Source organism: Methylobacterium sp. 1A, from assembly GCF_058072805.1.
Window position 1 is genome coordinate 1,456,414 of sequence record NZ_JBYQVE010000001.1, and the last position, 19,339, is coordinate 1,475,752.

Consider the following 19,339-nt stretch of genomic DNA (forward strand, 5'->3'; position numbering starts at 1 on the left):
CGGGGCCGTGGGCGGGGATGTGGCGCGATGGTCCGATGAGGCGGCGAACCGTACTCGCTGGGTTGCCCCTGGCGCTCGCCGGGTGGCCGCGCACCGTGCTGGCGCAGGGTCAGGCCCATGTCGCGGCCCTCTGGCCGTTCGCGGAGGGCGATCCCGAGGGCCGGGTGCTGGCGGAATCGTTCCATGCCGGCCTGCGCGACCACGGTCATCCCGATCAGCGGGTCGACGATCGCTGGACCGGGGCCGACCGCGAGCGCACGCGTCTCCTCGCGACCGAACTCGTGGCCGCACAGCCGCAGGTGATCTTCGCCTACCTCAGCGCGCAGCTCACGGCCGTGGCGGCCCTGACGAAGCAGATCCCGATCGTGTTCGTCGGCGCCTCGAACCCGGTCCGCTTCGGGTACGTGGAGAGTCTCCAGCGCCCGGGTGGCAACATCACCGGCTTCACGCTCTACGAGGCGCCGCTGGGCGGGAAATGGGTGGCGGCCCTCAAGGAGGCTGTTCCGAGCCTCAGGCACGTCACGCTCCTGTCCAATCCGAGCACCGAGATCCGCGGCGAGAACCTCTACGCCGAGCCGTTCCGCGCCACCGCGGCCGCGCTCGGGATCGAGCCGGTGGTGGTGAAGATCGACAAGGCGGCCGAGATCGAGCCCGTGATCGCCGCGCTCGCGCGGCGGGGCGACGGGGGCCTGATCGTCGCCCCCGGCACGTTCAGCGAGGCCAACGGCGACCACATCGTCGCGCTCACCACGAGTCTCCGGGTCCCCGCGGTCTTCGCGATCCGGCGTTTCGCCTACCGAGGCGGCCTGATGTCGTACGGACCGGATCCGGTGGAGACGGTCCGCCGGGCCGCCGCCTATGTCGGCCGCATCCTGCGCGGCGAGAACCCCGCGACCCTGCCGGTCCAGGCGCCCACGAAGTTCGACTTCATCGTGAATCTCAAGACGGCCCGCAGCATGGGCGTGACGATCTCGTCGGCGCTCCTCGCCCAGGCGGACGAGATCGTCGAATGACGGCGCCTCGCCCGACAGCCTCCCCGCCGGCCGCGACAGCGCCGCCGCGCTGGTTCCGCCTGCCGCTCGCGGGGAAGTTCGCGGTGGCCTTCGTGGGCCTGGTCAGCCTCGTGCTGCTCATCAACGGCGCCGTCGACCTGACGCTGAACTACCAGGACGCCAAGCGGACCGCGATCGAGACGCAGCGCACCAAGGCGCGCGCCGCCGCCGAGCGCGTCGACGCCTTCCTATCCTCGATCGAGGGCCAGATCGGCTGGACGACGCGCGCCGAATGGCGGCGCGTCTCCCCCGAGCAGCAGCGCTACGACTTCATCCGCCTGTTGCGCCAGGCGCCGGCCATCACGGAGGTGGCCTACCTCGATCCGGCCGGCAAGGAGCAGCTGCGCGTCTCCCGACTGGAGCCGGACTCCGTCGCCAGCGGCAAGGATTTCTCGACCTCGCCGCGCTTCACCCAGGCGCTCGCCCAGAAGACGTGGTTCGGCCCGGTCTATTTCCGGCGGGGGTCTGAGCCGTACATGACCGTCTCGGTGGCCCATGCCGGCCGCGACCCGGGCGTGACCGTCGCGGAAGTCAATCTCAAGCTGATCTGGGACGTGGTCAGCGCGATCAACGTCGGCGAGCACGGCTACGCCTTCGTGACGACGGCGACCGGTCGCCTGATCGCGCACCCGGATCTGAGTCTCGTCCTGCGCGACACCGACCTCTCCGGCCTGCCCGAGGTCGCGGCGGCCCTGCCCGGCTCCCGCATGGCGGGTCAGGACTACGAGATCACGACCGGCCTCGACGGCGGCTGGGTGCTGGCGGCTCACGCCACCATCCCGCGGGTCGACTGGATCGTCTTCGTGCAGGAATCGCTGCGCGACGCGATGGGGCCGGCGCTCGAATCCGTGATCCAGACCACGTCGCTGATGGGTCTCGGCGTCCTGCTGGCGGCGGTGGCGGGCACCTTCCTCGCGCGGCGCATGGTCGTGCCCATCCGCGAGCTCGAGGACGGGGCGGAGCGGTTCGGCGCGGGTGACCTGTCCGAGCGGATCGTGATCCGCACCGGCGACGAGATCGAGACCCTCGCGCACCGGTTCAACACGATGGCGAGCCGGGTTCAGGATTCCTACGAGACGCTCGAGGCCAAGGTGGAGGAGCGGACCCGCGACCTCAACCAATCGCTCGACGATCTCCAGCGGGCGCAGAGCCGGCTCGTCCAGTCCGAGAAGCTCGCCTCGCTGGGGCAGCTCACCGCCGGCATCGCCCACGAGATCAAGAATCCGCTGAACTTCGTCAACAACTTCGCGTCGCTCTCGAACGAGCTGGTGGACGAGCTGCGGGAGGTGCTCGAACCGACGACCCTCGACCCGGACACGCGCGCGGAAGTCGAGGAACTCGCCGGCCTGCTCAAGGGCAATCTCGAGAAGGTCGTCCAGCACGGCAAGCGCGCGGACTCGATCGTCAAGAACATGCTGCTCCACTCGCGCACCGGGTCCGGCGAGCATCGCCCGGTCGAGGTCAACGCGCTGGTCGAGGAGAGCCTGAATCTTGCCTATCACGGGGCCCGTGCGGCGAAACCCGGCTTCAACGTGACCCTCGTGCGCGGTTACGATCCGGCGGCCGGCCTCGCCGACCTGTACCCTCAGGAGATCACGCGGGTCCTGCTGAACCTGATGTCGAACGGATTCTACGCCACCGAGAAGCGGGCCGCCGACGGCGAACCCGGCTATGCACCCACGCTCTCGGTCGCCACCCGGGACCGGGGCGACGGCGTCGAGATCCGGGTGCGCGACAACGGCACCGGCATCCCGGACAGCGTCAAGGCCAAGATGTTCGACCCGTTCTTCACCACCAAGCCGGCCGGTGAGGGAACGGGGCTCGGCCTGTCGCTGAGCCACGACATCCTCGTCAAGCAGCACGGCGGAACGGTTGACGTCGCCACAGAACCGGGTGCCTTCACGGAATTCATCATCACCCTGCCGCGGCAGAGTGTTACGCCGGACGCGCCGCCTCGGCCACCGACCGTGGCGGCGACAGAGCCGGCGACCGAGGCGGCGACCGAGACTGAGAGCCAGCCATGAACGTCCTGATCCTCGTCGTCGATGACGAACCCGACGTGACAGACCTTTTCCGGCAGCAGTTTCGCCGCGAGCTGCGCGCCGGACGCTTCGCGATGGCCTTCGCGCACTCGGCCGCGGAGGCCCTGGAGCGGATCAACGGCTCGAACGAGCCGAGCCTGATCCTGATGCTGTCGGACATCAACATGCCCGGGATGACCGGCCTCGAATTGCTGCCGCTGGTGCGCGCGGCCCGGCCCGACGTGCCGGTGATCATGATTACGGCCTACGGCGACGCCGAGACGCGCGAGAAAGTCCGCGCCGCCGGCGCCGTGGGCCTGATCACCAAGCCGATCGACTTCGCCGTTCTGAAGGCCGAGATCGATCGCCGCCTGTCCGCCTTCGCGGGGACCGAATGACGCCCGGCGCCCCGAGCGCCAAGATCCTCGTCGTCGACGACGAGCCGGATCTCGAGGCGCTGATCACCCAGAAGTTCCGCCGCCAGATCCGGCAGGGCCTCGTCACGTTCCTGTTCGCCCACGACGGGCAGGAGGCGCTGGACCGCCTGGCCGAGAGCCGCGACGTCGATCTGGTCGTCTCCGACATCAACATGCCGCGGATGGACGGGCTGACCCTGCTCGCCAAGCTGCAGGAGCTGGCCGAGCGCCCCTCGATCATCATCGTCTCGGCCTACGGCGACATGGCGAACATCCGCACGGCGATGAACCGGGGCGCCTTCGACTTCCTGACGAAGCCGATCGACTTCGCCGACCTCGAGACGACGATCGAGCGGACGCTGCGCCACGTCGAGGACCTGCGCGAGGGGCGGCGGCGGCAATCGCTCGCCGAGCGGGCCCACGCCTCCCTGGCCCGGTACTTCTCGCCGAACCTCGCCGAGCGGCTCGCGGGGGACGCGTCGGGCCTCGAACTCGGCGGCCACCGCCGCGACGTGGCCTCCCTGTTCACCGACATCGCGGGCTTCACCAGCCTGGTGGAGAGCCTCGACCCGGCGCAGCTCGCCGAGATCCTCAACGGCTACTTCGCCGAGATGACCGACGTGGTCTTCGCCCACGAGGGGACGGTGGCCAAGATCGTCGGCGACGCCCTGCACGTCCTGTTCGGCGCGCCGGGGGATCAGCCGGACCACGCGGCGCGGGCGGTGGCCTGCGCCCTCGCCCTGGACGAGGCGGCCGAGGGCTTCCGCAATCGCTGGCGCGAGCGGGGAATCGAGATCGGCGTGACGCGGATCGGCGTTCATGCCGGCCCGGCGATCGTGGGCAATTTCGGCGGCGGCCGCTACTTCGACTACACGGCCTACGGCGACACCATCAACACGGCCGCCCGTCTGGAGAACGCCAACAAGGCCTTCGGCACGCGGATCTGCGTCAGCGACGCCGTCGTGATCCGCGCCGGAAAGTTCCGCGGCCGCCCCCTCGGCGACCTCCTCCTGCGCGGCAAGCAGACGGCCCTGCGCGCCTACGAACCCCTGACGGAAGCGGCCTACGGCGACGCGCTGCTCGCCCAGTACCAGGACGCCTACGCCAAGCTCGATACCGGGGAGGCCGGCGCGCTGGCCGCCTTCGCGGCCCTGGTCGGTCTGCGCCCCGACGACGGGGTGGCGGCCTTCCACCTGAAGCGGCTGCTGAACGGCGGCAGCGGCAGTCGGGTCGAGGTCCGCTGAGTCGCGCGCGCGCCCGGCTTCCCCGTCGCCCGCCCCGATAGCCCCGCCTTAAGGCAGCGCCTATTACCGTCCGAGGGCGTGCGATCGGAATCCCTCCCGATCGGCGATGCTCGGAACGGGTTCGGACGGGAGACCGGCGGATGAGACGGCGCGACGTCATCGCGGCCCTCGGCGGCGCGGCCGCGTGGCCGGCCCTCGCCGCCGCGCCGGCGAAGGGTCAGCGTCGCCTGGGGATCCTGCTGGTCTACGGCGAGGCGCATCCCGACAGTCCCGTCATCGTCGAGACGCTGAAGGAGAGCCTGAAGCGGGCCGGCTGGATCTGGGGTGAGAACCTCACGGTCGACCTGCAGTACGGCAACGGCGACGCCGAGCGGATGCGCGTCCAGGCGGAGGAGATCGTCGCCCGCGCGCCCGACGTGGTGCTCGCGCAGGGCGTCGTCGGCGCGACCGCGCTTCAGCGGGCGACCACGACGGTTCCGATCGTCTTCATGATGCTTCAGGACCCGGTCGGCGGCGGCTTCGTGACGAACCTGTCGCGGCCCGGCGGGAACCTCACCGGCTTCACCAACTTCGACTTCGTCCTCGTCGGCAAGTGGCTGCAGCTCCTGAAGGAACTCAGCCCCGGCGTGACGCGGGCGCTCGCCCTCATCAACCCCGATTACCGGGCGCGCTTGGCGGGCTACACGGCCGAGATGGCCCGGATCGGCCCGGCACTCGGGATCGATGCCCGGATCGCGGGCGTGCACGACGCGGCCGAGATCGAGGCGGCGATCGCCGGCTTCGCCGCCCAGCCGAAGGGCGGCCTCATCGCCCTGCCGGACGCGGTGACCGGGGTGTACGGCCAGCTGATCGTCGATCTGGCGGCGACCCACCGCCTGCCGGCCGTGTACGCCTACGCGGCGCCGGTCCATCTCGGCGGCCTCGCCGCCTACACGACCAGCGTCGAGCAGGACGTGCAGCGGGCGGCGGGCTACATCGATCGGATCCTGCGCGGCGCGGTGGTCGGCGACCTGCCGGTGCAGGCGAGCGAGCGCTTCATCACCATGCTCAACCTGACGACGGCCGCCTCCCTGGGATTGACCATCTCGCCCTCGCTGATGGCGAAGGTGGACGAGCTGGTCGAGTAGCGGCCGCCGGAACCGGTGCCGGTCGTCGCGGCGGCACCGCCGCGACGACCGCGACGGAGCGGATCAGCTGAAGGCCGGCAGGCGTCCGTCGGGCGAGTAGCGGTCGATGGCCGAGGGCAGGTCGCGCGAGAGGCGCGCCAGCAGCTCGCCCTTGCTCAGGCCGGTGCGCTGCTCCAGGGCCGCGAGCGTGTCCGGTCCGATGGCGCGCTCCAGATCCGCGGTCGGGATGTCGCGGTTCGGCCCGTGATTGATCCAGGACTGGGCCGTCTCGGCGTGACCGCCCTTGGTGAAATGGTCGACCAGCTCGGTCAGGCCCCCGGCGATGAGGCCGCCGACGCCGCCTGCGCTGGCGCCGCCGAGAAGCCGATCCAAGTTCGCCGGGATGGTCGAACCCGTCGCGGGCGGGACCTGCGGCGCCGGCGACCGGGACGCGTCCTTGGCGTGGCCGCCGAGCCACTCGGCGATCCGGTCGCGGTTCTGGTAACCGGCCACGGCCAGCAGGCCCAGCAGGGCGGTCATCGAAGGGTATCCCTTGCTCATCGCGTCGTCCTCTTGAGGCGGGCCCTCGGCCCGGGTGGTACGGCGGTCATCCACCGCAATGGGTCAGGCCCCGCTCGGGCCCGCGTCGCTCGCGACCGTCCGGCCAGCCAACGCGGACCCGTCCTCCGCGCTCCGGCCGGTCGTGATGGCGCGCTTGACGGTCGAGCGGGCGGCGTCGATGGCGATGGCCGCGGCCGACATGGTCCGCGCCTCGGTCGGTCGCTCGAGGGCATGCTTGGCGATGTCGCCCGCGAGGTCGTCGATCTCCCGGGCGAGGCTCTCGAGACGCGCCGGGTCGGTCGTCTCCTGCGCCTCCTGGCGGATCCTCAGCAGGCGGTCCGTCGCTTCCTCGACGCGCTCCCGGCGCAGGCGCGACAGGCGCTGGCCGATCCAGGCGAGCGCGGAGCCGATACCGCCGCCGAGGAAGGCGAGCAGGTAGATCCAGGTCTCGTAGCGCTCGATGAAGCTCTGCTGCTCGCGCTCGTAATAGTCGACGGCGCCGGGATGGATCGGCAGCCGGGCGCTCGTCGCGCCGACGGTCCCGTCATAGGCGGGCGCCTGAAAATAGTCGGCCGCGGGCGTGACGTTGGCCATGGCGCTGCGCAGCTCGAACAGGTGCTGGGTGACGTCGGCCGCCACCGACCGGGCGAGGTTCGCGCGCGCCATCAGGCGGTACGAGGCGCCGACCGTGTGAACCTCCTCGTCGGGCACCTTGGGGCTGCCGCCGAAGGTCTCGGCCGGCATGGTGACGACCTGCAGCCGCGGTAGACGGGCAACGATCGCCTCGGCGTTCTCGACATCCACGAAGGAGATCTTGCGATCGCGGCTGGCCGCCTGGACGAGGCCGACGATCCGCTGCGCCGTCGGCGCGGTCGGCGCGATGACCGAGATCACCGCGTCGACCCGCTTCCGGGCGAAGGCCGCGCCCAGGTCGCTCTCGGCCATCTCGACCAGGGCGACGTGGCGCGGCGGCAGCGCGCCTGCCGGCTCGGTGGTCACCAGCGTCAGACCGTAATGCTCCAGCATGGCGCGGATGAGCGCCTCGTCGGCGTCCCTGTGGGCCAGGATCGCCAGGCGCTTGCGGTCGAGATCGGGGAAGCGGGCGATCCCGGCGGATTCCGGCGACGCGATGATCATCGCCTGGTCGCGCAGGATCGCCAGCGTCAGGCCGTTATCCGGAAGCTCCACATCCGGCCGCACGATCGCCAGATCGGCGCGGCCGTCGCCCAGCGCCTCGGCGCTGTCGCGCACGTCGTCGAAGGGCAGGATCTTGAGGCGGATCTCCTTGTGGCGCTTGGCCAGAGCGTCCGCGTAGGCCTGGATCAGGGCCGGCTCGGTTCCGTCCTTCGGGGCGACAGCGATCGTCAGGACGGTGGCCCGCGACGCCCAGTAGGCCACGCCCGCGCCGACGCTCAGCAGGATGGCCAGCATCAGGAAGACGAATTCCTGACGCAGGAAGAGGCTGGCGAAGCGCCGCATCGGCTCTGCTCTCGCGCATCGAGCGGCCAGGCCCGGCACCGTGCCGGGCAAGGGCCTGAGGGCGGCGCCGAGGGGACGGCGCCGCGGGACGGGCTCAGTGCTTGCCGGTGATCTTGTCGGCGACGGACTTGGCGCCGTCCTTGACGTCGCCGACGGTCTTCTGCGCCTTGCCCTCGGCCACCAGCTTGTCGTTGCCCGTCGCCTTGCCGGCCGCCTGCTTGACGTTGCCCACCGCCTCGTTGGCCAGGCCCTTGATCTTGTCGGTCGTGCTGCTCATCGCGTGCGCTCCTTCACGGTCGTGGTGGCGGTCGTACTCGTCGGTCGAGAGGTCCGGTCGGGCGCGCGGCCCACCGGGATAGACGGCCCCCGCATGCACGCGGGGGCTGAGAGGATCACCGGGTGACCGGAGAACGGTCCGCCGACGGTGAGATGGCGGTCAGATGATGGCGACGCCTGGTGGATCAATAGTTCCAAATTACCAGTATAGTGAAATTCAGCCACCGGGTCCTTGGAGTGGAAATCCGTTCTCCCGGCCCCAAACAACCGCTTCGGTCCGGCGATGGACTCCGAGCTTCCGGTACAGTGCGGCGCCGTGATTGCGCACCGTGTTGCGCGACAGCCCGAGCTTGCGCGCGATCGCGTCGTCGCTGAGCCCCGAGCAGATCAGGTTGAGGATCTGGCGCTCGCGCACGGTCAGGTTCGGCGCCCCCGCGTCGCCGCCCTCCCGGCCAGGCCGGCGCAGGTTCGCCAGCTTCTCGATCAGCCCGCGGCTGAACCACGACGTGTCGGCCATCACCGTCTCGATCGCGTCGAACAGCTCCCGCTCCGAGTGCTTGCGCGCGGTGATGTCCTGCAGCACCAGAAGAAGGAAATCGGCGTCGTTGATCGTGATCCGCTCGGCCGAGACCAGGCAGTCGAGGTTCGCGCCGCTCTCGTGGCGCAGGCACACCTCGGTACCCAGCACGTAGCCCTCGCTCACCAGCCTCTTCTCGAAGGCTTCCCGCTGAGACGACGTCACCCACAGGCCGGCCTCCTCCAGCGAGCGGCCGACGACGCGGTCCTCGCCCAGGCCGAAGGCCCGGCTGAACGCCTCGTTCACGCCCGTGACCTGGCCGTCCTCGGCCCGCACCAGCACGGTCGGGATCGGCGTCAGCCTGAACGCCTTGGCGAAGCGCTCCTCGCTCTGGCGCAGGGCGGCCTCGGCCTTCCGGCGCAGTTCCAGGTCCGCGAAGGTGAACAGCATGCAGGGCTCGTCGCCCATCTCGATCGGCTGCCCGGCGACGATCACGAAGCGACGCCCGCCGTCGGGCAGGTCGAGGCAGGCCTCCATCTGCGGGATCGTGCCGCCCGCGTTGAGCCGCGCGACGGCGAGGTCGCGGTTGCGCGCGCCGGCCAGGACGTCGACCTCGTAGACGCTGCGGCCGATGACGGCGTCGCGGGTGTGGCCGGTCATCTCCAGGAAGCCGAGATTGACCCTGACGTGGCGCAGATCGGACAGCCGCGTGATCACCGCCGGGGCCGGGTTGGCATTGAAGGTGCGCTCGAACCGTTCCTCGGCCTCGAACTGGTCGGAGACGTCCTTCAGGATCAGCGCGAGGCAGCTCGGGTTGCCGTCGCGGTCGGTGGCGACCAAGCCTCTGAGGGAGTGAACGAACTCGACACCGGGCCGGTCTGTCCGCGTGACCTCGACCACCACGTCGTGGAAGGTCTCGCCGGCGATCACGCGCTCGATCGGGTAGTTCTCCGGCTCGTGATTGTTGCGGTAGCGGAGGCAGAAGCGGTCGCGATAGGCGTCGACGGTGGGGCCGAGCTCGTCGAGGCTCTCGGCACCGTGCATCGCCAGGGCGGCCGCGTTGGCGTAGGCGATGGTCTGGTCGGGCTCGACCAGGATCACGCCCTCGCTCAGGCCGGCGATGATCTGCCGGAGCTCATGCCTGTCGACACTCGCCGTCACGATCCGTCCGGTCCCCGCCGCCTCGACGCCGCGCCCCTCGCAGCGGGGCACAAACGGGTTGCGCGCAAGCAGGTTCCGCCCGATCCGCGATTTTCACTGGTATACCTGCATCATTGACGTCGTCGAGATCAACCAGAGATAAGTTCGCAGCCCTCCCGAGAGATGTCGTGCCCGTCGCGACGCTGTCTCCACCCCATCGAGCCCAGAGCTTCACCGTGAAGCCCGCTGTCGAAGAGCGCGATCCGGCCGGTGCGTCCGATCCCGTCATCTCGTATATCCAGGCGCAACTCGGTCATCGGCTGCGCCAGTACTATTCAGAAGTTGCACCGATCGAGATGAGCTCACGGTTGGCCGGCGTGCTGGGCCGCCTGTCCGCGGCCCTGGATGCCGCCGAGTCCGAACGGCAGGTTCCCGGTGCTTTCAAGGACGATCTGATCGCCCTGGTGCCGCGCCTGCGCCGCTACGCCCTGTCGCTGACGTTCGACGGCGTCGAGGCCGACGATCTCGTGCAGTTCACGCTGCTCAAGGCGTGGGAGCACCGGCAGCGCTTCCAGCCCGGCACGAGCCTCGTGGCCTGGCTGTTCACGATCTTGCGCAACGGCTTCATCAACGGACGACGCAAGCGACGCTTCGAGGTCCCCGATCCCGACGGCGCGCACGCCGTCACCCTCTCCGAACCGGCCGCCCAGGAGCACAGCATGGGTCTGAAGGAGGTCCGGGCCGCGATCGACCGGCTCGACCCGGCCTATCGCGAGGCGCTGATCCTCGTGGCCGTGGACGGTCTTGCCTACGAGGCCGCGGCCTCCGTGATCGGGTGCCCGCCGGGCACGGTGAAGAGCCGGGTCAGCCGCGCCCGCGACCGCCTGCTTCACGAGCTGGGCGAGCGCTGACACACGCGCGACTCCGGTGGCCAGCGCAGGATGCTGGGCCATGGTCGCGAGCCAGCAATCGCGGGGACGCGAACGCCGCCCCCGATCGATCAGGCGGAGCGGCGGTCGGGCCGTGTCTGCGCGGGCGTCCGCTCGATGGGCAGGCGCGCGACCGAAGCCCCTCTGGCATCGCGCACCACCAGCACCCAGTCCTCCGCGTAGCCCTCGTCGGCGAGCTCCTGGACCATGTCCCGGATCACGCTCCGGGCGTCGTCGAGCGCCTGGTCGATGCTCGTGGCCTCGATGCCGATCTCGTCCTTGATGATCTCGCGACCGTGCTCGATATCGAAGTAGAGGCGCCGCGGAACGAGCCGAAAGTCGCTGCGGTCGCCGCTCGTGAGCCTGTCGATGTCGAAGATCTTCGCCGGATCCCGCGAAGTCCGGGACCTCGCGACCTTCAGGAGCGCGAGTCCGCCACCCACCAGTACGGCGGCTGCACTGGCGACACAGGACGCGAGTATTACTGTGTAGAAGCCGAACGTTTGCCAGCCAAAGGCAAGCACAGGCAATCCGCCGCACAGGGCGGCTAAGATGACAACCAGCGGCATCCCCCCGGCCCTCGATCGCGCGTTGGCTCTCCGATGTGGGGTATACGGCAAAACTCCGGTCCGCAAGAACGTCCTGACAATCGGTGCGCGTTCGACGGGACGGGCTGAAATTAACGCTACTCGAGCGACCGACGGATCGAGTATCCCGCGTGAAGAGCGAACACAGGGCGCCGAAATCCGTCTCGCGCGGTAGCTGGTCGATGGTTCATCCAGCGATCGGAACGCGGTCGAGCGCTCGGATCGCGAGATCTGGCGCACGCGGAGAGGCACAATCTCGTGAGCCTGCACGTGTCGACTGACGGGACCTCGCGCGCCACGCACCGCGCAGTCTGATCGAAGGCCTATCGGATCTCAGCGGCGCCTCTGTCCACGCCTTGCCATCACCGTGGGCGGCAAAATCATCGTATGTCGCCAGGACGGCCCTGAACTTGGCGACGAGCGGGCTGTCGACCGGGTCCGCCAGCTGGTCGAGACTCGCGACGCTGCCGCTCGGCAGGGTCGCCGCCGCATTCGCCTCGGATCGCGCGTCGCTCGAATTGCGCCACTGTCTGCCATTCTCAGCAGGACGAGGCCGCTCCGGTTCGTGCGCGGGAGGAGCCGTTCGCGCATCCAGGGCCCATGCGCGAGCTGCATACAGCGCGAGGCACAGGGCGATGAGGTGACCGCGGCGCATAGTTCAGATCCCGTTTTCCGCGTGTTTCCCGCGCGACGCCACGCGCCGCGTGGCGGGGCCCGCCTGTGCCAGGGCGGAGCCGTCCGTGATACGATGGCATACGACTGCGCGATGAGGACAGGGATGCGCGTGCGCGGCGTCGACAACCGAGAGCGTAGGCACTGGTTCTACGACAGCCGACTAATGGTCTTCGGCTTCTGCTTGACGGCGTTCGTCGCGATCTTCTGGCAGGTCAGCCGGTTCGAGGGCTTTCAGCCGATCTTTTCCTGCGCCCGCACGACGGACGTCGATCGTCAATTGTTGCGCCTGGGAATGGATGCCTGCATGGGCAACGCGCGCACCCAGTCGGATCGCGAGGGATGCATGCGCACCGTCCATCTGCTCGCTTGCATGAAGGAGCGCTGGCGCTGATCGACCCCGGCCGCGGCGCGAGAACCTGCAGCGGGGTTGCAGCGGACGCGATCACCTACAGCAGGCCGCTCGACGCGCCCCCGTTCAGCGAGCGGCTGGCGCGCGCGACCAGCTTCGCGAAGGCCAGAGCCGCGGCCGAGGCCTGCGTCCGGGAGGGAAACGACCGGTCGGATTCGGCCACCGTCATCTCGGTCGCGTCGAGGAGCACCCAGGTCCAGAGATGCTGTCCGGTGGCTTGGATCCTGAAATGCATCGCGAACTCGCAGGCTGAGGCATCAAGCGATCATGCCCGGCGGAAAGTCGCGCCGTGTTAATGGGTTGCGCCGCGCAACATCCTATGTCGGTGGGATCGCGTTCCATCCCCGATATCCCCGCCGATCACAGGCTGCGACGCTCGGCAGCGATCGATCGAAGATTCGCACGACGCGCTGAGCCGGCAATCCGATCGGCGCGTAGGCATCTTTTGATGAGGACAGCGACGGCGGATGTTGGTCGTAAGGCACCGTTGTCGCCGACCGCATCCATGGGGCCCCGAGCGCCTCGGGCGAGCAGCCTTCGGGCATGCGTTCGGCCGGAGATGCTTCCGCCTCGCTCATGGATCAGATCGCCCCCGCTCGTCCCGGCCGCACCCGCAGGAGGCCTCATCCGGCCCTTGTCGTGGCGTCTGTCGCCCTCGCCATCGGCCTCTGGTTCGTCATCTACGCGGTGGCCGGACGCGCCATCTGGTTCTGGTGATGCGGGACACCCGGCCCTGTCCCGCCGGAGCTTCCCAGCCCTCGGGAGGACGCGACAGGGCCGGCGCAAACCATCGCCTGTAAAGAAGCTCAGCGGCTGGACGACGCGCGTGCCTCGAGGGCGCAGATCGGCCACGGAACGAGCCGGACTTTCCGCGCGATCAGGTTTCTCTGAGAAAGTTCGCAGGTTCTGGTGACTGCCAGCGCGCTGGCGCTCCCAAGGGGAATCGAACCCCTGTTTTCGCCGTGAGAGGGCGACGTCCTAGACCGCTAGACGATGGGAGCTTTCCGGCGGCGCGGGGCTGCTATAGCCACCACTCGGCGGGGGAGCAAGTGCCTTCGTCAGGAAATCCGCCGCGGCGGGTCAGATCGGGGGCGAATAGCGGTCGTGGTGGACAACGTGCAGGACGAGCGGGCCGGGATCGTGGCCGAGGGAGGCGTGCGGCTCGACCGGGCGCTGGTCGCGCTGTTTCCGGATCTATCCCGGGCCCGGCTGCAGGATCTGATCCGCACCGGCCGGGTTCAGCGGGACGGTCTCCCGGCGCTCGACCCGGCCGCCAAGGTCGCCGTGGGCGCGCGCATCGTGCTCACGGTGCCCCCGGCAGCCCCGGCGGAGCCGGTGGCCGAGGCCGCGGATCTGCCGATCGTCCACGAGGACGACGACCTGATCGTCATCGACAAGCCCGCCGGCCTCGTGGTCCATCCCGCCCCGGGCCACGAGAGCGGCACGCTGGTCAACGCCCTGATCGCCCATTGCGGGGCCAGCCTGTCGGGCATCGGCGGCGTCCGCCGGCCCGGCATCGTCCACCGCCTCGACAAGGACACGAGCGGCCTGATCGTCGTCGCCAAGAACGACGTGGCCCACCAGGGCCTCACCGCCCAGTTCGCCGATCACGGCCGGTCCGGACCGCTGGAACGCGCCTACGCCGCCGTGGTCTGGGGCCTGCCCCAGCCGCGGGCCGGGACGATCCAGGCAAGCCTCGCGCGGTCGCGCTTCCACCGGGAGAAGATCGCCGTCGTCTCGGACGCGAGCGGGCGCCACGCCGTGACCCACTACGCGGTGGCCGAGGCGTATCGCGAGGCCGCCCTCGTGCGCTGCCGCCTGGAGACGGGCCGCACCCACCAGATCCGCGTGCATCTCGCCCATCGCGGACACCCCCTGCTCGGGGACACGGTCTACGGCGGCGCCTTCCGGACCAAGGCGGCCCGCCTGACGCCGGAGGCCCGCGCCGCCCTCGCGGCGCTCGGGCGCCAGGCACTCCACGCGGAACTGCTCGGCTTCAGCCACCCGCGGACCGGCGCGACGCTGCGGTTCGAGAGCCCGCTACCGCCCGATATGGCCGCGCTGGTGAACGCCCTGAGGGCGGAAGAGGACGGGGCGCCGCGCCCGTAAACGCCGCGTCGCGGCGTGCGAAAGATCACGCCGTACCGCGTCACATCGTGACATGGTACGACCAAAATCGCCGGTGGCGCGTTGTTGACGACGTGGGTGTCATCGACCGCGACCGGCTCCCCGGCGTCCCGTACGAGATGGGGGGCCGGCAGGGTCGGCTCAAGAGCGGCCCGAGTGGACGGCACTGTTGTCCGTCGCGTCCGCCCGACAGGGGGACATAAGGTCCAGGAGAATGCCATGGCCGGTACGCTGCCCGTGCTCGCCAACGAAGGTGGCCTCTCGCGCTACCTCGACGAGATTCGCAAGTTCCCGATGCTGGAGCCGTCGGAAGAGTTCACGCTGGCGAAGGCCTGGCGCGACGCCGGCGACCGCGAGGCCGCGCACCGCCTCGTGACGTCGCACCTGCGCCTGGTCGCCAAGATCGCCATGGGCTACCGCGGCTACGGCCTGCCGATCGGCGAAGTCGTGTCGGAGGGCAATGTCGGCCTCATGCAGGCGGTCAAGCGCTTCGATCCCGACAAGGGCTTCCGTCTGGCCACCTACGCGATGTGGTGGATCAAGGCGGCGATCCAGGAATACATCCTGCGCTCGTGGTCGCTCGTGAAGATGGGCACGACCGCGAACCAGAAGAAGCTGTTCTTCAACCTGCGCAAGGCGAAGGGCAAGATCTCGGCCCTCGACGAGGGTGACCTCAAGCCCGATCAGGTGAAGCAGATCGCCACCCGTCTCGGCGTGCCCGAGCAGGACGTGATCGACATGAACCGGCGCTTGTCCGGCGACACGTCGCTCAACGCGCCCCTGCGCGAGGAGGGCGAGGGCGAGTGGCAGGACTGGCTCGTGGACAACAGCCCGAGCCAGGAGACCGTGCTGGCGCGGGAGCAGGAGGGTCAGAACCGCCTCTCCGCGCTCAAGGACGCCCTCGGTGTGCTCAATCCGCGCGAGCGCCGCATCTTCGAGGCCCGGCGCCTCGCCGAGGACCCGATCACCCTGGAGGATCTCTCCGGCGAGTTCGGCGTGTCTCGCGAACGCGTCCGGCAGATTGAGGTCCGCGCCTTCGAGAAGGTGCAGGAAGCGGTCAAGCGCAACATCGCGAGCCGCGAGCTGCCCCGGACCGGCATCGAGGCCCGCTGAGCCGCGCGCCCGGCGCGCGACGCGCCGGGCCCGCCGGTTCGGGTCAGGGCTCGGACGGCGGGCGCCGTCGACCGATCACTGCCAGGCGTCGAAGGCGTTCTGCATCACCTGGGCGCCGGCGGCGCCCTTCTCGAAGGTCAGCACCGCCCGGCGGCCGGACGTGTAGCGCAGCGCGATATCGAACCAGTTCCGGTGGAGGAGCAGGTCGGTGTTGCGCTCGACGTCGTTCTGAAGCGACGACAGGCCGATCAGGAACAGGTTGTCGCGGACCCGAACCGGCAGGCCCGAGACCGGCGAGCCGCGGGCGCTCTGCTCATCCTTGGCCTGGAGCAACCCGACATCCTGGACGGTTCTGGACGCGGCGTTGCTGCCGCTCTGGCTGAAGGCCAAGCTCACCGTGTGGGAGGCCGGCAGGGTCGCGTCGAGATTGCGCTGGATGGTCATCACCAGCGTCAGGCCGGCATCCGGGATGGTCACGGTGGCGACGACGGCGTTCTGGACCGGCTGCCCCTGATCCCCGTTGACGGTCTCGAGCCGCCACGTCACCCGCCCCGGCGTCACGGTCGGCTGACCGCCCTCGGCCCCCGTCGCCTCCTCGACGAGTTCCGCCCTCTGCGCGACCGCGACGCCCGCGTCGGCCGGCGCGGGCGTGGCCGCGGCCCGTGCCGGCGCGCCGTTCTCGACGCGCGTCGGGGCCTTGGGGGCCGGGGCGGCGTCACCGCCGACCCGGTCGCCGAACTTGGTCTCGCCGCCTTCCGGCTGCTGCGTGTCCGCGGTCTCCGTGCCGCTCGACGGCAGGTTCTGCGGCCGGTCGCGCAGCAGGAAGGCCGCGACGGCGATCAGGCCGATCACCACAGCCAGGACACCGCCCACGAAGACGTTGCGCAGCACGCGCGACCGACCGGTGCGCGGGGGGACCACCTCGATCCGCGGACGCTGACGCCCGCCCGCGCCCTCGGCCGCCTCAGCATCAGGGTCCTCGACGGCGGGCACCTCGACGCCGGACGTCTCGGCGCCGGACGTCTCGGCGACCGGCGGGGCCGTGTCGGGCGCGGCCGTCTGCGGCGTGCCCGGACGCGGCGGCGCGATCGGGATCGGTGCCTCGCGCGGCCCGTCCTCGGCCTCCCGATCCCCGTCGCGGGCCGCCACCGCGAACGGCGGCTTCGCCGACGGGAGGATGGGCGCCAGCGCGGGACCGGATCCCGGCTCCGGCGGGGACGGCTCCGGGATCTCCGGCTCCGTCGCCGCAGGCACGATCGGCTCGGGGACGGCGGGTTCTGGCGCGGCGGGTGCGGGCACGGCCGGTGCTGGTGGCGGCGCCGAAACCGTGGCCGGAGCGGGCGTCCCGGGCGCCTGCGCGGCATCGTTGGCGGGGGCCGGGAGGCCGCCGTGATCGACCTCGAGCCGCTCGATCGCGGCGTCGAGCGCCCGGCGCTCGAGATCGATATCGGCCTCCGACAGCGGCGGATCGAGGGAGCGCAGCTGGCTGATCAGGGCGTTGCGCGCGCGGTCGTAGACCGCCTTGCGCAGGGCGGGCGTTCGGTCCGGCAGCGCGTCGAGCGCGCGGGCCAGAAGCGGGTAGTAATCGGCCATGATACTCTGGTCCGCCCCTTCGGCCGCCGTCCGGCAAAGCCGGTCGGAGGCCGGGGACCGAGGTCCGCGCCCGCCCGACAGGTCCGGTCGCGGCCGTCGGCCGGTTTGTCGTATCCCGCCGCGCGGGATCAGGGCCCGCGCGCCGGTTGCCTTCGAGACGGCGGGCGGATCGCGATACGGACCGCCCGGCCGCCAGCCCGTTCTAGATCAAGCCCGCGCGGACTGGATACAGGCAGGGCCGCCGAAAACACGCGTCGTCAACGGGATAGCGCGCGAAGGGTCAATCCTCGAACGGGTTGTGCATGAGGATCGTGTCGTCGCGCTCGGGCGATGTCGACAGCAGCGCCACCGGCGCCCCGATCAGCTCCTCGATCCGGCGCACGTACTTGATCGCCTGCGCGGGCAGATCCGCCCAGGACCGGGCCCCCGCGGTCGTCTCCGACCAGCCCGGGATCACCTCGTAGACCGGCTCGATCCGGGCCTGCGCGGCCTGGCTCGCCGGCAGATGGTCGATCGGCTGGCCGTCCAGCATGTAGCCGGTGCAGACGCGGATCTCCTCGAAGCCGTCGAGAATGTCGAGCTTGGTCAGCGCGATGCCGTGGATGCCGGAGGTCCGGACCGTCTGGCGCACCAGCACGGCGTCGAACCAGCCGCAGCGGCGCTTGCGCCCGGTATTGACGCCGAACTCGCGCCCGCGGCTGCCGATGGTCTCGCCGATCTCGTCGAACAGCTCGGTGGGGAACGGTCCCTCGCCGACGCGGGTCGTGTACGCCTTGGCGATGCCCAGAACGTAGCCGATCGCCCCCGGGCCGAGGCCCGAGCCCGTGGCCGCCTGGGCGGCCACGATGTTGGAGGAGGTCACGAACGGGTAGGTGCCGTGGTCGACGTCGAGCAGCGCGCCCTGCGCGCCCTCGAACAGGATGCGCTTGCCGGCCCGGCGCTCCTCGTCGAGCAGCGACCAGACGGTGTCGGCGAAGGGCAGGATCTTCGGCGCGATCGCCTTGAGCTCGGACAGCAGCGCCTCGGCGTTGACCTCGTCGATCCCGAGGCCGCGCCGCAGGGCGTTGTGGTGGGTGAGCACGCGCTCGATCTTGGCCGGCAGCGCGTCGGGATCGGCGAGGTCGACGACCCGGATCGCGCGGCGGCCGACCTTGTCCTCGTAGGCCGGCCCGATGCCGCGCTTGGTCGTGCCGATCTTCAGGCCGGCATTGGCCGTCTCACGGAAATGATCCAGCTCGCGGTGGAGCGGCAGGATCAGCGTGGCGTTGTCGGCGATCCGCAAGGAGGACGGCGAGACGTCCACGCCCTGCGCCTTGATCCGCTCGATCTCGTCGATCAGGTGCCAGGGGTCGACCACGACACCGTTGCCGATGACCGAGAGCTTGCCGCCGCGGACGACGCCCGACGGCAGCAGCGCCAGCTTGTAGGTCACGCCGTCGATGACGAGCGTGTGGCCGGCGTTATGGCCGCCCTGGAAACGGACCACGATGTCGGCCTGCTCGGAGAGCCAGTCGACGATCTTGCCCTTGCCCTCGTCGCCCCACTGGGCGCCCACAACGACGACGTTGGCCATGCCTGCCTGCTTACCCGCGACGGAAACCGGGACGGCGCCGCCCACGGGTGCAGGCGACGTACGTCGTGAGCCGTTTCCGCGATCCGGGCAACGAAATCAAGCAAGGGGCCGCATGTTCGGACCGCATGGCGGTCGGCCGGAGCCGGTCACGACCGGCTTACTTGGCCTCGGTACCGGGGTCGCGACCGGGCAGTTCGTGCGGCTTGATCACCGGCATGGAGCCGGACTGATCGGGCTTCACCACAGTGCCGGTCGTGCCGGAATCCGGCGGCTTGATCACGCCGTCGTTCTTCTGGAGCTTGTCGCTGAGCGACTGGTCCTGCGGCGGCGCGTCCGCGTTCGGGCGCACGCGCTCGGGCGGCGCCGGGCTGGTCGTCTGGGCGCGGGCGGGCGCCGCCGCGACGGCGGCCGCTAGGGTCGTCGCGAGGGCGGCGAGCAGGGTCTTGTTCGGCACGAGGGCCTCCCCGATTCGAGACACGAATTCGGGGAGGAACAGCCGGGAACGGGATCCGTTCCTGTCC

At 70.4% G+C, this 19,339-nt stretch carries 18 protein-coding genes and 1 tRNA gene; 9 read left to right on the forward strand and 10 right to left on the reverse strand.

Translation table 11 applies throughout. The annotated features are described in order from the left end of the window. Window positions 1-35 precede the first annotated feature (35 nt). The 5 genes from ACX9MN_RS07105 (at window position 36) to ACX9MN_RS07125 (ending at window position 5,860) form a co-directional block, all read left to right on the forward strand. The gene (locus ACX9MN_RS07105) at window positions 36-1,013 is read left to right on the forward strand and encodes an ABC transporter substrate-binding protein (RefSeq protein WP_056527425.1); all 978 of its coding nucleotides are present in this window, start codon (window positions 36-38) and stop codon (window positions 1,011-1,013) included. Beyond that, window positions 1,010-3,076: a sensor histidine kinase gene (locus tag ACX9MN_RS07110; protein ID WP_489724046.1), complete on the forward strand. Its 2,067-nt coding sequence runs from the start codon at window positions 1,010-1,012 to the stop codon at window positions 3,074-3,076. The genes ACX9MN_RS07105 and ACX9MN_RS07110 overlap by 4 nt, the downstream gene beginning before the upstream one ends. Continuing rightward, window positions 3,073-3,471 (forward strand): response regulator, encoded by a 399-nt coding sequence (locus ACX9MN_RS07115; RefSeq protein ID WP_020096377.1) that lies wholly within the window; start codon window positions 3,073-3,075, stop codon window positions 3,469-3,471. Before ACX9MN_RS07110 ends, ACX9MN_RS07115 begins: the two co-directional genes overlap by 4 nt. Further along, the gene (locus tag ACX9MN_RS07120) at window positions 3,468-4,733 is read left to right on the forward strand and encodes an adenylate/guanylate cyclase domain-containing protein (protein ID WP_489724047.1); all 1,266 of its coding nucleotides are present in this window, start codon (window positions 3,468-3,470) and stop codon (window positions 4,731-4,733) included. The genes ACX9MN_RS07115 and ACX9MN_RS07120 overlap by 4 nt, the downstream gene beginning before the upstream one ends. A gap of 140 nt (window positions 4,734-4,873) precedes the next feature. Then, window positions 4,874-5,860, forward strand: coding sequence for an ABC transporter substrate-binding protein (locus tag ACX9MN_RS07125; protein ID WP_489724048.1), 987 nt, complete (start codon window positions 4,874-4,876; stop codon window positions 5,858-5,860). Between the two features lie 63 nt (window positions 5,861-5,923). On the opposite strand, the gene ACX9MN_RS07130 is transcribed toward ACX9MN_RS07125, so the two are convergent. The 4 genes from ACX9MN_RS07130 to ACX9MN_RS07145 form a co-directional block, all read right to left on the reverse strand. Beyond that, the gene (locus ACX9MN_RS07130; protein WP_489724049.1) at window positions 5,924-6,400 is read right to left on the reverse strand and encodes a YidB family protein; all 477 of its coding nucleotides are present in this window, start codon (window positions 6,398-6,400) and stop codon (window positions 5,924-5,926) included. A gap of 63 nt (window positions 6,401-6,463) precedes the next feature. Further along, window positions 6,464-7,879: a TAXI family TRAP transporter solute-binding subunit gene (locus tag ACX9MN_RS07135; RefSeq protein WP_020096373.1), complete on the reverse strand. Its 1,416-nt coding sequence runs from the start codon at window positions 7,877-7,879 to the stop codon at window positions 6,464-6,466. Between the two features lie 94 nt (window positions 7,880-7,973). Beyond that, window positions 7,974-8,156, reverse strand: coding sequence for a CsbD family protein (locus ACX9MN_RS07140; protein WP_427507519.1), 183 nt, complete (start codon window positions 8,154-8,156; stop codon window positions 7,974-7,976). A 216-nt stretch (window positions 8,157-8,372) separates the two neighbouring features. Beyond that, window positions 8,373-9,833 (reverse strand): helix-turn-helix transcriptional regulator, encoded by a 1,461-nt coding sequence (locus ACX9MN_RS07145; RefSeq protein ID WP_489724050.1) that lies wholly within the window; start codon window positions 9,831-9,833, stop codon window positions 8,373-8,375. 215 nt (window positions 9,834-10,048) lie between these two features. On the opposite strand from ACX9MN_RS07145, the gene ACX9MN_RS07150 reads away from it, so the two are divergent. Then, window positions 10,049-10,723, forward strand: a complete 675-nt coding sequence (locus tag ACX9MN_RS07150; protein WP_489724051.1) for a sigma-70 family RNA polymerase sigma factor — start codon at window positions 10,049-10,051, stop codon at window positions 10,721-10,723. Window positions 10,724-10,812: 89 nt separating this feature from the next. Here the strand turns inward: ACX9MN_RS07150 and ACX9MN_RS07155 are convergent, their stop codons facing one another. Next, complete coding sequence (locus ACX9MN_RS07155; protein ID WP_489724052.1) at window positions 10,813-11,310, reverse strand: DUF6894 family protein; 498 nt, start codon at window positions 11,308-11,310, stop codon at window positions 10,813-10,815. 796 nt (window positions 11,311-12,106) lie between these two features. Between ACX9MN_RS07155 and ACX9MN_RS07160 the strand changes: the two genes are divergently transcribed. Further along, window positions 12,107-12,394, forward strand: a complete 288-nt coding sequence (locus ACX9MN_RS07160) for a hypothetical protein (protein WP_056527464.1) — start codon at window positions 12,107-12,109, stop codon at window positions 12,392-12,394. Window positions 12,395-12,449: 55 nt separating this feature from the next. On the opposite strand, the gene ACX9MN_RS07165 is transcribed toward ACX9MN_RS07160, so the two are convergent. Together ACX9MN_RS07165 and ACX9MN_RS07170 are read right to left on the reverse strand one after the other, a co-directional pair. Next, window positions 12,450-12,647 (reverse strand): hypothetical protein, encoded by a 198-nt coding sequence (locus ACX9MN_RS07165; protein ID WP_091980151.1) that lies wholly within the window; start codon window positions 12,645-12,647, stop codon window positions 12,450-12,452. A gap of 690 nt (window positions 12,648-13,337) precedes the next feature. Beyond that, window positions 13,338-13,413, reverse strand: a tRNA-Glu gene (locus tag ACX9MN_RS07170). A 103-nt stretch (window positions 13,414-13,516) separates the two neighbouring features. On the opposite strand from ACX9MN_RS07170, the gene ACX9MN_RS07175 reads away from it, so the two are divergent. Then, a complete protein-coding gene (locus tag ACX9MN_RS07175; protein ID WP_489724053.1) occupies window positions 13,517-14,521 on the forward strand; it encodes an RluA family pseudouridine synthase in 1,005 nt (334 codons plus the stop codon). A 237-nt stretch (window positions 14,522-14,758) separates the two neighbouring features. Then, window positions 14,759-15,652 carry an RNA polymerase sigma factor RpoH gene (gene rpoH / locus ACX9MN_RS07180; protein WP_042672026.1) on the forward strand — a complete coding sequence of 298 codons (894 nt, stop codon included), beginning with the start codon at window positions 14,759-14,761 and terminating at the stop codon, window positions 15,650-15,652. Between the two features lie 75 nt (window positions 15,653-15,727). Here the strand turns inward: rpoH and ACX9MN_RS07185 are convergent, their stop codons facing one another. The 3 genes from ACX9MN_RS07185 to ACX9MN_RS07195 all read right to left on the reverse strand — a co-directional run bounded on the left by ACX9MN_RS07185 (window position 15,728) and on the right by ACX9MN_RS07195 (window position 19,272). Further along, complete coding sequence (locus ACX9MN_RS07185; protein ID WP_489724054.1) at window positions 15,728-17,245, reverse strand: histidine kinase; 1,518 nt, start codon at window positions 17,243-17,245, stop codon at window positions 15,728-15,730. Between the two features lie 280 nt (window positions 17,246-17,525). Further along, entirely contained in the window at window positions 17,526-18,818 is a 1,293-nt protein-coding gene (locus ACX9MN_RS07190; RefSeq protein ID WP_489724055.1) for an adenylosuccinate synthase, read from the reverse strand. A 157-nt stretch (window positions 18,819-18,975) separates the two neighbouring features. Further along, the gene (locus ACX9MN_RS07195) at window positions 18,976-19,272 is read right to left on the reverse strand and encodes a hypothetical protein (protein ID WP_091681985.1); all 297 of its coding nucleotides are present in this window, start codon (window positions 19,270-19,272) and stop codon (window positions 18,976-18,978) included. Window positions 19,273-19,339 lie beyond the last annotated feature (67 nt).